A 14434-nucleotide genomic window follows, 5' to 3' on the forward strand; every position below is an offset into this window, starting at 1 on the left:
GGCGCCGGGGCTGACGCCCCCCATCTCACCCAGATAGAGCCAGCCGACGTATTACGCCCCGGGAGGGGAGAAGAACGTCGGCTGGCTCTGTCTGGGCGAACGTGGCGGGGATGGCGCGGGGGCGGCGCCGCGCCGGCGCCCCCGTCACGCCGTGAGTCGCTCGCGCAGCCAGCCGGCGAGCACGAGGGCGTGGTTGCAGCGCTCGTCGCGGGCCGCGTAGAGCAGCGTGACCGGCCCGCGAGCGAGCAGGGCGCGGCATCTCTCGGAGAAGTCGGACGCGGCCTCGCTCGCGTCGAGCTCGGCGCGGTAGCGCGCGGAGAACTCCTCGAAGCGGCTCGGGTCGTGCCCGAACCACCTGCGGAGCCCCGTCGAGGGGGCGACGCCCCTCTCCCACGCGTCGAGCGCCGCCGCCTCGCGGCGCAGCCCGCGCGGCCAGAGCCGGTCAACGAGCACGCGCGCCCCGTCGCCTGCCTCCGGGCCGCCGTAGACGCGCCTGCACCTCAGCTCGAACATGTCCTGCCCCTCCCTTGCTCGGTCGATTGATGAAGGGGGCGGAGTGGTGGGAGCCCCGCCCCCCCTCACAGGGCTAGAGGTCCTCCTCCGGCGTGGAGATCGGGGAGATCCCGAAGTGCTCGACCAGGTAGGCGAGCACGTTGGGCGAGACGAAGGCGGGCAGCGTGGGCCCGAGCTTGATGTTTCTGATGCCCAGGTAGAGCAGGGTGAGAAGGACGCACACGGCCTTCTGCTCGTACCAGGAGAGGATGATGGTGAGCGGCAGCTCGTTGACGTCGCACCCGAAGGCGTCGGCCAGCGCCAAGGCCACGGTCACGGCGCTGAAGGCATCGTTGCACTGCCCCATGTCCATGAGGCGCGGCAGCCCGGCGACCGTGCCGAGGTCGAGGTCGTTGAAGCGGTACTTGCCGCAGGCGAGCGTGAGCACCACGCTGTCGGCGGGGGTCCGCTCCACGAGCTCGGTGTAGTAGTTGCGCCCCGGCTTGGCGCCGTCGCATCCGCCCACGAGGTAGAAGCGGCTGATCTGGCCGGACCTCACCGCGTCGACCACCTTGTCCGCCACGGAGAGCACCGCGCCGTGCCCGAAGCCCGTGGTGAGCGTGGTGCCGCCGTTGATGCCGGTCATCTGCACGTCCTCGGGGTACCCACCGAGCTCGAGCGCCCGCTCGATGACCGGCGAGAAGTCCTTGTCCTCGCCGACGTGCACGAGCCCGGGGTAGGAGACCACCTCGGTGGTGAAGACGCGGTCGGCGTAGCTCGGGCGGGGCGGCATGAGGCAGTTGGTGGTGAAGAGGACGGCGCCCGGGATGCCGTCGAACTCCCGCTGCTGGTTCTGCCACGCGGTTCCGAAGTTGCCCTTGAGGTGGGGGTACTTCCTGAGCTCGGGGTAGCCGTGGGCGGGCAGCATCTCGCCGTGGGTGTAGACGGAGACGCCGGTGCCCGCGGTCTGCTCCAGGAGGGCGTGCAGGTCAAAGAGGTCGTGTCCGGAGACCACGATGAAGGGGCCGCGCTCGATGCGCATCGAGACCTCGGTGGGCTCGGGGACGCCATACGTCTGCGTGTTGGCGCGGTCGAGGAGCTCCATGCACGCGTAGTTCTTCTCGCCGACCTCGAGCACGAGGGGCAGCAGTTCGTCCTGGCCGATCTGCTCGCCGAGCGAGCGCAGCGCCCTGAGGAAGAAGCGGTCGAGCTCGTCGCTCGTGTATCCGAGCACCATGGCGTGGTAGGCATAGGCGGCCATGCCGCGAAGGCCGAAGAGCACGAGCGACTTGAGCGAGCGCACGTCCTCGTCGGGGTCGTTCCAGATGAGGTCGAGGTCGTATTCACCCGCGTCGCAGGCGGCGGAGAGGGCCTCGCGCGCGCCGCGCACCCGCGCCGTGAGCTCGCGCACCGTCTGGGCGTTGAAGTTCACGTTGGTGACGGTGGTGAAGAGCCCCTCGAGGACGAGCCTCGAGACCCCGGCGGGGGCATCCCCCTCACCCGCGACGCGCGCGAGGCCCACGAGCGCCCCCGTGAGCTCGTCCTGCAGGCGGGCGACGTCGGCGGGCTTGCCGCACACGCCTGCCCTCCCGGTGCACCCGCTGCAGCCCGCGGTCTGCTCGCACTGGAAGCAGAACATCTCGTTTCCTGTCGTAGCCATCTGGGCCTCCTTGCCCTCGGGACGGCCGTCCGGCGGACGGCCTCTTCCTGACAAGGTTTACCGCTCGCGTGGGGAGGCGTATGTTGTTTCTACAACATAGAGGGAGGCTCCCATGGACTACACCGCGCTTTCACACTCCGCGCTCTTCGAGGGCGTGGACCCTGGGGACATAGAGGGGATGCTCCCCTGCCTGGATGCGCGCGAGCTGAGGCTGGGGCGAGGGGAGCGCGTCTATCGCGCGGGGGACGTGGTCACGCGCCTGGGGGTCGTGCTCGAGGGCAGCGTGAACGTCGAGGCGAACTACTACTGGGGCGAGCGGGCCATCTTCGCGCACCTCGGCCCCGGGCAGATATTCGCCGAGGCGTACTCGGCGATCCCGGGCGGAGAGACCCTGGTTGACATCGTGGCCGCCGAGGACGCGACGGTCCTGTTGCTGCGGACCTCGTCCCTGCTCACGACCTGCGAGCGCGCCTGCCCCCGACATCACCGCGTCATCGGCAACCTCCTGCGCGTCTCCGCCGAGAAGAACGTCGCGCTCTCGCGGCGCATGATGCACATCGCCCCGCGCACCATCAGGGAGCGCGTCCTCTCCTATCTCTCCGAGCAGGCGGTCGAGCGCGGGTCGCGCTCCTTCGTCATCCCGTTCTCCCGCCAGGAGCTCGCGAACTACCTCGGGGTGGACCGAAGCGCCCTCTCCGCCGAGCTCTCGCGCATGCAGCGCGACGGGCTCATCGTGACCCGCAGGAGCCACTTCGAGCTTCTCGCGGGCCCGGACGGGCGCCGGGGCTGATGCTCCCCGTTTCGCCCAGACAGAGCCAGCCGACGCTTTATGCCCCGGGAGGGGAGAAGAACGTCTGCTGGCTCTGTCTGGGCGAGCGTGACGGGGATGGCGCGGGGGCGGTGCCGCCCCCGTCACGCTACTTCACGGTGAGGACCGGCACGTCGACGGAGCGCAGGACGCCAAAGCTCACGCTGCCGATCATGCCGCGCAGGGCGCCGAGGCCGCGCCGTCCCATGACCACGAGGTCGATGTCGTGGCTCTTCACGTACTCCGCGATGCCCTCGACGGGGGAGTTGGAGATGACCACGTCCGCCACGACCTTGCACTCGGCGCCGTCGAGCGACTGGTCGATGATCTCCTGGGCGTCCGCGCAGGCGTTCTTGACGACGGAGTCCATGAGCCGCTCGTAGGTCGCCGGGTCCGCGATGGCGTAGGGGGTGCCGATCCCGCCGTCCCCGAGCAGCGTGGGATTGGGCAGGGCCGCCGAGGCGATGACGGTCAGCACGCTCACCCGCGCCTCCGGGTAGGGCCCCGCCAGGCCGAGCGCGATGTGCAGGGCGCTCTTGGCGTGCTCGGACTCGTCATAGGGGACCAGGATGTTTCTGAAGTACATGGTTACCTCCCTCGTGACGTAGCGTTACGCTTGAGGTGGTTATACCCCCTCGGTACGCGGCCGGCCGAGGCCTCGGCGAGCGAGGGGGAGAAGCCCGCAGGCGTGAGGTCTGCGAGGCCGCGGAGGTCGGAGGCATGCGATGCGCGTGACGGTGCTGATGGAGAACTCGACGCCCTCAAGCCGCCTGCGGGCGCGCCACGGCCTCTCGCTCTGGCTCGAGCTCGCGGACGGTCGGCGCGCGCTCTTTGACATGGGGCCGGACGACGGGTTTCTCGCCAACGCCCGCGCGCTCGGCGTGGACGTGACCGGGGCCGACCTCGCGGTGGTGAGCCATGGCCACTACGACCACGGCGGCGGGCTCGGGGCGTTTCTCGGGGCATGCTCGGCGGCGGGGCGTAAGGTACCGGTCTTCGTGCGCGAGCACGCCTTCGAGGAGCACGCGTCGGGGACGCCGGGGCGCCATCATGCCATCGGGCTCGACCCCGCCCTTGCGGCGGACCCGCGCGTGCGCACGGTGGGGGAGCGCCACGCCCTGGGCGGCGGCCTCACGCTGTTCACCACGCGGCTGCGCTCCCACCCCGCCGCGCGCTCGAACGCCCGCCTCATGGAGCGCCGCGCCGGTGCGCTCGAGCCCGACCGGTTCCTGCACGAGCAGAGCCTGCTGGTCGAGGAGGAGGGGCGCCGCACGCTGGTCTCGGGCTGCTCGCACGGGGGCATCCTGAACCTCATGGACGAGGCGGAGGCAATCGCCGGAGCGCCGCTCGACGCGGTCGTCGCGGGCTTCCACCTCATGGACCCGAGCGGCGGCACCGTCGAGGACGAGGCCCTCACGCGCGCGCTCGCGGCGGAGCTCGCCGCGAGCGGGGCGAGCTACCTCACGTTCCACTGCACCGGCACCGACGCCTTCGCCATCCTGCGAGACGGGCTCGGCGGGCGGGTGCGCTACCTTCATGTGGGGAGCCGGGCGGAGCTGTGAGGCGCCGCGCCGCGCGTGGCGGGAGGGGCTACGCCGTGTGGCGCAGGCCCTCGAACTTCTCCTCGTCGGTCATTTTCGCCTTGCCGTCGAGGGCCTCGATCGAGCGCTCGACCGTGGCGATGAGGCGGTCGGTCTCCTCGTGCTCGGCGCGAAGCGCCTCGAGCTGCTGGGCGAGCGCGGCGCGGCGCGCCTCGCGGTTGCCCTTGAGCAGGGGGGCGATGTCGGAGAGCGGCGCGCCCATGCGGCGGAACAGCAGGATCTCCTGCAGGCGGTCGACGTCCTTGGGCCCGTAGTGGCGGTACCTGCTGTGCGCGTCGCGCGACGGGTGGAGCAGGCCGAGCTGGTCGTAGTGGCGCAGGGTGAATACCGTGACCCCGGCGAGGTCCGCGAGCTCGCCGACGGTGTAGCCTTGTGCGTTCATGAGGGTCTCCTTTCCTGTGACCTCAGGGTAGACGGCGACGCAACGTCGGCGTCAAGCGAGAAGAACCTGCGAGTTTCGCGTCGCCGGCGCCGCTATACTCGTCTCAGTGAACCGGACGGGAGGCCCCATGTCACAGACCCTCATCAGGATCGCCGCGATCCTGCTCGCGGCGGCGGTCATATCGCTTATCGTGTCCTTCGTGGTGAACGTCGTCCTCGGCGCCCTGAGCCTGCTGCCGATCGTGCTCGTGGGGCTCGCGGTGCTGTTCTTCGCGAAGGGCGGCAAGGTCCGCATCGAGTTCCCGGACAGGCGCCTGCCCGGGAAGCGCGACTAGGCGTCCCATGGCGACGCCCGAGTTCATCCTGCGCCTGCGGGAGAAGATCGGCCACGACCTGCTGTGGCTCGTCGGCGTGACCGCCTACGTCGAGGATGCCGACGGCCGCGTCCTCCTGGGCCGCCGGGCCGACACGGGGGAGTGGGCGCTCGTCTACGGCATCAACGAGCCGGGCGAGGAGCCGGCGGACACCGTCGTGCGCGAGGTCGCCGAGGAGACCGGGGTGGACGCAGATCCGCTCGAGCTCGTGAGCGTGCGCGCGGCCGACCACGTCACCACCTACGCCAACGGCGACAGGACGCAGTACCTGGACCTCACGTTCACCTGCCGCGTCACCCCGGGCGGCAGCTCCGAGCCGCGCGTGGCCGACGACGAGAGCCTGGAGGTGGGGTGGTTCGCCACGGACGCGCTTCCGGAGCCGCTCGCCGCCTCGACGGCGGAGCGCATGGCCGTCGTCGCCGGGTTCCGCCGGCGCCGCGCCGCCGGCGACTCCCATGCCCTCTTCTTCCGCTCCTGAAGAAGACGACCCCGACACCTCTGTCAGGAACCCAGGGGGTTGTAGCGAGAACCGAGAGCGGCCTGCCCCGGCATCCCGAAGAGAAGTTCCGCGCAGCGCACTTCTCGAAGGGATGCCGGGGCAGGCCGACCCGTGCGAGGTCCTTCTCGCTACTCGAGCTCGAAGGCCCCGGTGTAGAGCTGGTAGTAGGTCCCCTTCTTGGCGATGAGCTCGTCGTGCGTGCCGCGCTCGATGATGCGGCCGTGGTCGAGCACGATGATGACGTCGGAGTTGCGCACGGTGGAGAGCCGGTGCGCGATGACGAACGTGGTGCGCCCGGTCATGAGCGCGTCCATGCCGCGCTGGACGATGGCCTCGGTGCGCGTGTCGATCGAGCTCGTGGCCTCGTCGAGCACCATGACCGGCGGGTCCGCGACCGCGGCGCGCGCGATGGAGAGGAGCTGCCGCTGGCCCTGCGAGAGGTTGGTGCCGTTGTCCGTGAGCATGGTCTCGTAGCCGTCCGGCAGGCGCCTTACGAAGTCGTCGGCCCCGGCCAGGCGCGCGGCGGCGATGCACTCCTCGTCGGTGGCGTCGAGCCGGCCGTAGCGGATGTTGTCCATGACGGTGCCCGTGAAGAGGTTCACGTCCTGGAGCACCACGCCGAGCGAGCGCCTGAGGTCCGGCTTCTTGATCTTGTTGATGTTGATCCCGTCGTAGCGGATCTTGCCGTCCTCGATGTCGTAGAAGCGGTTGAGGAGGTTGGTGATCGTGGTCTTTCCCGCGCCCGTGGCGCCGACGAAGGCGACCTTCTGGCCGGGCTTGGCGTAGAGCGAGACGTCATGCAGGACCGTGTGGCCCGGCTCGTAGGCAAAGTCGACGCCGAAGAGGCGCACGTCGCCCGCGAGCGGGGTGTAGGTGACGGTGCCGTCGGCCTGGTGCGGGTGCTTCCACGCCCACTGGCCGGCCCAGTGCCCGTCGCGGCGCTGGCACTCGCGCACGGTGCCGTCCTGGTCGATCGTGCAGGCCATGAGCTCGACGTAGCCCTCGTCCTGCTCGGGCTCCTCGTCGATGAGCTCGAAGATGCGCTCGGCGCCCGCGAGGCCCATGACCACGGAGTTCACCTGGTTGGATATCTGGCCGATCTGGTTGGCGAACTGCTTGGTCATGTTGAGGAAGGGCACGCCCACGGCGATGGTGAGCGGCAGCCCCGAGATGGCGGGGTTGGGGATGCCGAGCACCAGGAAGACGCCGATGGCCACGGCGACGATCACGTAGAGCAGGTTGCCGGCGTTCATGAGGATGGGCATGAGCGTGTTGGCGTAGGAGTTGGCCGTGCAGGCGGCGTCCTGGTACTCGTCGTTGAGCTCGTCGAACGCGCGCTCGATCTGGCGCTCGTGGGAGAACACCTTGACGACCTTCTCGCCGTTCATGACCTCCTCGACGAGGCCCTCCACGGCCGCCACGGCACGCTGCGTGCGCAGGAAGTTCCTCGCCGAGCGGCTCGCGAGCGTCTTGCCGAGAAGCGCCATGATGACCGCGCCGCCCACCACGACGAGCGTGAGCGGCAGGCTGTACCAGAGCATGATGCAGCCGACGGAGCAGAGCATGAGCATCGTGAGGAAGAGCTGGGGAAGCGACTGGGCGATCATCTGGCGCATGGCGTCGATGTCGTTGGTGTAGTAGCTCATGACGTCGCCGTGCTGGTGCGTGTCGAAGTACCTGATCGGCAGGTCCTGCATGTGGTCGAACATGAGGCAGCGGAACTTCTTGAGCGAGCCCTGGGTGATGATGGCCATGCACTGCTGCCACACGGCGTTGCAGATGAGGCTCGCAAAGTAGAGCGCGGCGAGGATGGCGGCGTTGGTGAAGATCTGCGGCTGCGCCGTGGCCCAGTCGCCGGACTCCCAGGTCTGCCCCACGACGGTGAGCGCCCGCTCCATGAAGACGTTCGGCATCGCCTGGACGACGCACTGGACGAGGATGCAGCACGCGACGGCCGGCAGCATGACCGGGTAGAAGCCGCGCAGCATCCTGAGGACCCTGAGGGCGGTCCTGCCCATGGACTTGGGGGCCCGCCCGCGGTGCATGTTCCTACTCATCGGCGCTCACCTCCAGCTCGCCGAGCTCGCGCTCGTCGTGGCTCTGCTTGTTCTGGGAGAGGTAGACCTCCCGGTAGATAGCGTTCCGGCGCAGGAGCTCCTCGTGGGTGCCGATGTCGTCGATGGTGCCGGAGTCCATGACCACGATGCGGTCGGCGTCCTCGACGCTCGAGGTGCGCTGGGCGATGATGATCTTGGTGGTCTCGGGCAGGTAGTTGCGGAACCCCTCGCGGATGAGCCGGTCGGTCTTGGTGTCGACGGCCGAGGTGGAGTCGTCGAGGATGAGGATCTTGGGGCGCTTGAGGAGTGCGCGCGCGATGCACAGGCGCTGCTTCTGGCCGCCCGAGACGTTGGTGCCGCCCTGCTCGATGTAGGTGTCGTACTTGTTGGGGAAGGTCTGGACGAACTCGTCCGCCTGGGCGAGGCGCGCCGCCTCGAGGACTTCCTCGTCGGTGGCGTGCTCGTTGCCCCAGCGCAGGTTCTCGGCGATGGTGCCCGAGAAGAGCACGTTCTTCTGGAGCACCATGGCGACGGCGTCGCGCAGCGTTTCGAGGTCGTAGTCGCGCACGTCGCGCCCGCCCACGCGGACGGACCCCTCCGTGACGTCATAGAGGCGCGGGATGAGCTGGACGAGGGTCGACTTGGCGGAGCCCGTCGACCCGATGACGCCGACGACCTCGCCGCTCCTGATGTGGAGGTCGATGTTGCGAAGGGCCTCGTGGTCCTTGTCGCCGCGATAGGAGAACCCGACGCTGTCGAAGTCGATCGATCCGTCGGCGACCTCGGTCACGGGGTCGGCGGGCTGGTCGATGGTGGTCTTGGCGTCGAGGACCTCGTAGATGCGTCGCGCGTTCTCCTCGCTCATGACGACCTGGGCGAAGATCATCGACAGCATCATGAGCTGCATGAGCATCATGAAGCCGTAGGTGATGAGCGACGAGAACTGCCCAACGTCGAGCAGCTCGCCGCGCGTGGAGACGATGGCGAAGGAGCCGGCGTAGATCACGAAGACCATGACCGTGTAGATGCAGAAGTTCATGATCGGCGCGTTGAGGGCGAGGATGCGCTCCGCGTAGGTGAAGTCGTTCTGGACCTCGGTCGCGGCGCGGTCGTACTTCTCCTTCTCGTAGTCCTCGCGGACGTAGGACTTGACCACGCGGATGCCGGCGAGGTTCTCCTCGGCGCGCTCGTTCAGGGCGTCGTACTTGCGGAAGATGCGCCGGAACACGGGCACGACCTTGCGGATCACGGTGAGCAGGGCGACCGCCAGCACCGGGATGATGACCACGAAGACGAGGGCGAGCCACCCGGCCATGCTGTAGGCCGCGATGAACGCGAGCACGAGCATGAACGGCGAGCGGATGGCGGTGCGGATGAGCATCATGTAGGCCATCTGGACGTTCATGACGTCGGTGGTGATGCGCGTCACGAGCGACGAGCTCGAGAAGCGGTCGATCACGGCAAACGAGAAGGTCTGGATGTTGTAGAACATGTCCTTGCGGAGGTTCTTCGCAAAGCCGGTCGAGGCCTTCGCGCACGTGAGGCCGGCCGCGGCGCCGAAGGCGAGCGAGACGAGCGCCATGAGCGCGAGCACGCCTCCCGTGGAGAGGATCTGGCTCAGGTCGGCGCCGGACTTGATGGCGTCGATGAGGTCGGCCGTGTAGAGCGGGATCATGACCTCGAAGACGACCTCCCCGAGGACGAGCAGCGGCGTGACGACGGCCGCGGTCTTGTACTCGCGCACGCTCTCGGTGAGCTTGCGGCCCACCGTCGCGTAGTTCACGTGCGCGGCGGTCTTGACGAACTCCTGGTCCATGACGGGCTTCTTCGGCAGCAGGCTCATCGGTCGTCACCCCTCTTCTCGGCCTCGATCTGCATCCAGCGGGCGGCCACGCGGTCGAGCGTACTGGCGAGCTGCGCGGTCTCCTCGGGGGAGAGGCAGTCGAAGGCGAGCCTCTCGAACTCCTCGCGCGTGCGCAGCACCTCGCGCGCCCGCTCCGTCCCCGGCCCGGTGAGCGTCACCGTGAGCTGGCGGCGGTCGGTCTCCGAGCGCTCTCGCTCGACGAGGCCCTCCGCCTCGAGCTTGGCGATGACCTCGGAGAGCGAGGCGGACGTGATGCACGACGCCTCTTGGAGGTCGCGCTGCGTCATCCTTCCCTCGTGGGCGAGAAGCTGCACGAGGATGTGCTGCTTCCCGTTCCTGCCGCCCCAGTGCACGTGGAGGTAGTAGCCAAAGTACCCGAGGTTGCGCATGATGCGCAGTGCCTCGCTCTCCGGCCGCTCGTCGTCCCCCTTCTCACACACGGCAGCCTCCTTCCTTCCCGAATCTGAAAACGTTCCAGACCACACTCTGAGACCCTCGCGCGGGGAAGTCAAGGTACCATGCGAAAAACCTCACGGTACCGAGCGATGCGACCCAACGTCGCATCAGATATCAGGACGGTCGCAGCGAGAACCGAAGACGGCCGGCCCCGGCATCCCGAGGAGAAGCTCCGCGCAGCGCGCTTCTCGAGGGATGCCGGGGCCGGCCGACCCGTGCGAGGTCCTTCTCGCTACTCGAGCTCGAAGGCTCCGGTGTAGAGCTGGTAGTACGTGCCCCTCTTGGCGATGAGCTCGTCGTGGCTGCCGCGCTCGATGATGCGGCCGTGGTCCAGGACGATGATCGCGTCGGAGTTCTGCACCGTCGAGAGGCGGTGCGCGATGACGAACGTCGTGCGCCCGGTCATGAGCGCGTCCATGCCGCGCTGGACGATGGCCTCGGTGTGCGTGTCGATGGAGGACGTGGCCTCGTCGAGGATCATGACGGGCGGGTCCGCCACGGCGCAGCGGGCGATGGAGAGGAGCTGCCGCTGGCCCTGGGACAGGTTGGAGCCGTTGTCCGTGAGCATCGTGTTGTAGCCGTCCGGAAGGCGCTTGATGAAGCCGTCGGCGCCCACGAGGCGCGCCGCGGCCATGCACTCCTCGTCGGTGGCGTCGAGCCGTCCGAAGCGGATGTTGTCCATGACGGTGCCCGTGAAGAGGTTCACGTCCTGGAGCACCACGCCCAGGGAACGGCGCAGGTCGCTCTTCTTGATCTTGTTGATGTTGATCCCGTCGTAGCGGATCTTGCCGTCCTCGATGTCGTAGAAGCGGTTGATGAGGTTCGTGATCGTGGTCTTGCCCGCTCCGGTGGCGCCGACGAAGGCGACCTTCTGGCCGGGCTTCGCCCACACGCTCACGTCGTGCAGGACGGTGTGGCCCTTGCGGTAGGCGAAGTCGACGTCGAAGAGGCGCACGTCGCCCGCGAGCGGGGTGTAGGTGAGCGACCCGTCGCCGTGCGGGTGGCGCCACGCCCACTGGCCGGCCCAGTTCTCGGAGCGGCGGTCGCACTCGGTGACGTTGCCCTCGCGGTCGATGGTGCAGGCCACGAGCTCCACGTAGCCCTCGTCCTGCTCCACGGGCTCGTCCATGAGCTCGAAGATGCGCTCGGCGCCCGCGAGGCCCATGACCACGGAGTTGATCTGCTGGGAGATCTGGCCGATCTGGCCGGCGAACTGCTTGGTCATGTTGAGGAACGGCACCGTGACGGCAATCGAGAAGGGCAGGCCCGAGATGGAGAGGTTGGGCACCCCGGTCTCGATGAACACGCCGCCCACGAGCGCCACGATGACGTAGATCAGGTTGCCGAGGTTCATGAGGATGGGGCCGAGCGTGTTGGTGTACATGTTGGCGGCGCGGCTCGCCTCGAAGAGCCTGCGGTTGAGCACGTCGAAGTCGTCCTGTGCGGCGTCCTCGTGGCAGAAGACCTTGACCACGCGCTGGCCGTTCATGACCTCCTCGACGTGGCCCTCCACGACGCCGATCTCCTTCTGCTGCGCCACGAAGTTGCGCGCGGAGCGAGAGCCCAGCACCTTGGTCATGTACGACATGAACAGGACGCCCGCCACGATGACTGCGGCCATCCACACGCTGTAGTAGATCATCACCGAGAAGACCGAGATGAGGGTGACGAAGGTGAGCGTGATGTTGGGCAGCGACTGGCCGATCATCTGGCGCAGGGCGTCGATGTCGTTGGTGTAGTGGCTCATGATGTCGCCGCGCTGGTGCTGGTCGAAGTAGCTGATCGGCAGGTCCTGCATGTGGCCGAAGAGGCGCTCGCGGAACTTCTCGAGCGAGCCCTGCGTGATGATGGCCATCGCACGGGTCCAGGTGAAGTTGAGCACGAGTGACACCACGTAGATTCCCACGAGCGTGAGCACGAGCGAGCCGATCTGGCCGGCGACGGCCTCCCAGTCGCCGCTCTCCCAGTGGGCGGTCACGATCTCGAGCGTGCGCTGCATGAACGTGGCGGGCAGGGCCGAGAGCACGGCCGAGACCACGATGCACAGGATCACGAGCGGGAGCATCCTGGGATAGAACGAGAAGAGCATCTTGATGAGGCGGCCGAGCGTCTTGCCGCGGCCCCCGCGCTTCCGCGGGCGGGCGACCTGGCGGCCGGCGACGTTCTGGCGCTCCGGCTCGCGCTCGGGCTCGGTGGGCTGGTTGGAGCCGGTCACGTTCTTGAGGATGTTTTCGGCGGAGTTGTTGTTAGCGGCCATCCGTCTCACCTCCCTTCGCGGGCGCGACGTCCGCGGCGGCATCGTCGTCCTTCTCGGCCTCCTGGCTCGTGCGGTTCTGCGCGAGGTAGGTGTCGCGGTAGAACGGGCAGCTCTCGAGCAGCTCCTCGTGCGTGCCGAGGCCGGCCACGTGGCCGTTGTCGAGCACGAGGATGCGGTCGGCGTCCTGCACCGAGCTCACGCGCTGGGCGATGATGATCTTGGTGGCCTCGGGCAGGTAGGACTTGAGGCCCTCGCGGATGAGGGCGTCGGTCTTGGTGTCCACGGCGGAGGTGGAGTCGTCCAGGATCAGCACCTTGGGGTGCTTCAGCAGGGCTCGCGCGATGCACAGGCGCTGCTTCTGGCCGCCGGAGACGTTGGTGCCGCCCTGCTCGATGTAGTAGTCGTACTTCTTGGGCAGCTGCTGGATGAACTCGTCTGCCTGGGCGAGCTTGCAGACCTCGACGAGCTCGTCGTAGGTGGCGTCCGGGTTGCCCCAGCGCAGGTTCTCCTTGATGGTGCCCGAGAAGAGCACGTTCTTCTGCAGGACCACGGCCACGTTGTTGCGCAGGAACTCGAGGTCGTAGTCGCGCACGTCCACGCCGCCCACCTTGACGGACCCCTCGGTGACGTCGTAGAGGCGGCTGATGAGGTTCACGAGCGACGTCTTTGCGGAGCCCGTGCCGCCCATGACGCCGATGGTCTCGCCGCTCTTGATGTGCAGGTCGATCTCCGCGAGGGCGCGGTGCTCGGCCTTCTCGGAGTACTTGAAGGTCACGTTGTCGAAGTCGATCGAGCCGTCGCGCATCTCGGTCTCGGGGTGGGCGGGGTTCTTGATCGTGGGCTCGGTGCGCAGCACCTCGCAGATGCGCTCGGCGCTCTCCTGGGCCATCGTGATCATGGCGAAGACCATCGAGACCATCATGAGGGCCATGAGGATCATGAAGCCGTAGGTGGTGAGCGCCGAGAGCTGGCCGACGTTCAGCAGGCTGCCCTGGCTCGAGATGATGAGGTAGCTGCCGAACTGCAGCGTCACGGCGAAGACGGTGTACACGGCGAAGTTCATCATCGGCGTGTTGAGCGCGAGGATCTTCTCGGCGCGGGTGAAGTCGGCGCAGACGTCCTGGGCGGCGCGGCCGAACTTCTCCTTCTCGTAGTCCTGACGCACGTAGCTCTTGACGTCGCGCATGCCGGTGACGTTCTCCTCGATGGACTCGTTGAGCGCGTCGTACTTGTGGAAGACCGAGCGGAAGATCGGGTGCACGGTGCGCACGACCTTGTAGAGGCCAAAGCCCAGGATCGGCACGATGATCACGAAGACGAGCGCCAGGGGCCCCGCCATGATGAACGCCATGACGATGCCCGCCAGAAGCAGGAACGGGCAGCGGATGGCGGTGCGGATGACCATCATGTAGGCGAGCTGCACGTTGGTGATGTCCGTGGTGAGGCGCGTCACGAGCGAGCTCGACGAGAACTGGTCGATGTTGGCGAAGCTGAAGCGCTGCACCGCGGCAAAGACGTCGTGGCGCAGGTTCATGGCCAGGCCGCAGCTCGCCTGGCTGCAGGTGATGCCCGCGCCGATGCCGAAGGCGAGCGACGCCAGGGCCATCGCCACGAGGATGCCCGCGTAGGGGAGCATCTCGCCCAGGGTGGCCCCCGCCTGGATCGAGTTGATGAGCTGGGCGGTCACGAAGGGGATGGCGACCTCCATCACGACCTCGCCGGAGACGATGATCGGCGTGGCGATCGATGCCCCCTTGAACTCGCGGATGCTCCCCTTGAGGGTGCCTATGACCTTGCGGCCGGTCAGCCCCTGTCCTTCCTTCTTTTTCTTCATATGACTCCTTTCGACACAGAGAGCAATTGTGCGACGCGCCACAGAACATTTCAAGGTACCGTGAGAATATTCGCACGGTACCTTCAAACCGTGCAAAAGTGGCTGTTCCCTTTTTACGGCACGTTCGAAGGGGGGAGGAACTTTTGTACGG

13 protein-coding genes are annotated in these 14434 nt (G+C 67.8%); 4 read left to right on the plus strand and 9 right to left on the minus strand.

What is annotated here, in order from left to right:
• Positions 1–144 precede the first annotated feature (144 nt).
• Together ACULPM_RS02215 and hcp are read right to left on the minus strand one after the other, a co-directional pair.
• A complete protein-coding gene (locus tag ACULPM_RS02215) occupies positions 145–513 on the minus strand; it encodes a DUF488 domain-containing protein (RefSeq protein WP_445331248.1) in 369 nt (122 codons plus the stop codon).
• 73 nt (positions 514–586) lie between these two features.
• Positions 587–2152 (minus strand): hydroxylamine reductase, encoded by a 1566-nt coding sequence (hcp, locus tag ACULPM_RS02220; RefSeq protein WP_445331247.1) that lies wholly within the window; start codon positions 2150–2152, stop codon positions 587–589.
• 112 nt (positions 2153–2264) lie between these two features.
• Between hcp and ACULPM_RS02225 the strand changes: the two genes are divergently transcribed.
• Positions 2265–2942, plus strand: a complete 678-nt coding sequence (locus tag ACULPM_RS02225; protein WP_445331246.1) for a Crp/Fnr family transcriptional regulator — start codon at positions 2265–2267, stop codon at positions 2940–2942.
• A gap of 127 nt (positions 2943–3069) precedes the next feature.
• Here the strand turns inward: ACULPM_RS02225 and ACULPM_RS02230 are convergent, their stop codons facing one another.
• Complete coding sequence (locus ACULPM_RS02230) at positions 3070–3546, minus strand: universal stress protein (RefSeq protein ID WP_445331245.1); 477 nt, start codon at positions 3544–3546, stop codon at positions 3070–3072.
• A gap of 139 nt (positions 3547–3685) precedes the next feature.
• Between ACULPM_RS02230 and ACULPM_RS02235 the strand changes: the two genes are divergently transcribed.
• Entirely contained in the window at positions 3686–4522 is an 837-nt protein-coding gene (locus ACULPM_RS02235; protein WP_445331244.1) for an MBL fold metallo-hydrolase, read from the plus strand.
• Between the two features lie 28 nt (positions 4523–4550).
• Here ACULPM_RS02235 and ACULPM_RS02240 read toward each other — a convergent pair whose 3' ends face one another.
• Positions 4551–4943, minus strand: a complete 393-nt coding sequence (locus tag ACULPM_RS02240) for a MerR family transcriptional regulator (RefSeq protein ID WP_167929545.1) — start codon at positions 4941–4943, stop codon at positions 4551–4553.
• Between the two features lie 127 nt (positions 4944–5070).
• On the opposite strand from ACULPM_RS02240, the gene ACULPM_RS02245 reads away from it, so the two are divergent.
• Together ACULPM_RS02245 and ACULPM_RS02250 are read left to right on the plus strand one after the other, a co-directional pair.
• Positions 5071–5277, plus strand: coding sequence for a hypothetical protein (locus tag ACULPM_RS02245; protein WP_167929546.1), 207 nt, complete (start codon positions 5071–5073; stop codon positions 5275–5277).
• 7 nt (positions 5278–5284) lie between these two features.
• Positions 5285–5794: an NUDIX hydrolase gene (locus ACULPM_RS02250; protein ID WP_445331243.1), complete on the plus strand. Its 510-nt coding sequence runs from the start codon at positions 5285–5287 to the stop codon at positions 5792–5794.
• A 149-nt stretch (positions 5795–5943) separates the two neighbouring features.
• Here the strand turns inward: ACULPM_RS02250 and ACULPM_RS02255 are convergent, their stop codons facing one another.
• From ACULPM_RS02255 to ACULPM_RS02275, 5 genes are all read right to left on the minus strand, one after another.
• Positions 5944–7872 (minus strand): ABC transporter ATP-binding protein, encoded by a 1929-nt coding sequence (locus tag ACULPM_RS02255; RefSeq protein WP_445331242.1) that lies wholly within the window; start codon positions 7870–7872, stop codon positions 5944–5946.
• Positions 7865–9688, minus strand: coding sequence for an ABC transporter ATP-binding protein (locus ACULPM_RS02260; protein ID WP_445331320.1), 1824 nt, complete (start codon positions 9686–9688; stop codon positions 7865–7867). The genes ACULPM_RS02255 and ACULPM_RS02260 overlap by 8 nt, the downstream gene beginning before the upstream one ends.
• A 23-nt stretch (positions 9689–9711) precedes the next feature.
• Complete coding sequence (locus tag ACULPM_RS02265; RefSeq protein WP_445331241.1) at positions 9712–10176, minus strand: MarR family winged helix-turn-helix transcriptional regulator; 465 nt, start codon at positions 10174–10176, stop codon at positions 9712–9714.
• A gap of 248 nt (positions 10177–10424) precedes the next feature.
• A complete protein-coding gene (locus ACULPM_RS02270) occupies positions 10425–12449 on the minus strand; it encodes an ABC transporter ATP-binding protein (RefSeq protein WP_445332308.1) in 2025 nt (674 codons plus the stop codon).
• Complete coding sequence (locus ACULPM_RS02275) at positions 12439–14283, minus strand: ABC transporter ATP-binding protein (RefSeq protein WP_445331239.1); 1845 nt, start codon at positions 14281–14283, stop codon at positions 12439–12441. The genes ACULPM_RS02270 and ACULPM_RS02275 overlap by 11 nt, the downstream gene beginning before the upstream one ends.
• Between the last annotated feature and the right edge of the window lie 151 nt (positions 14284–14434).

The sequence above is a fragment of the Thermophilibacter sp. ZX-H3 genome, from assembly GCF_052599055.1.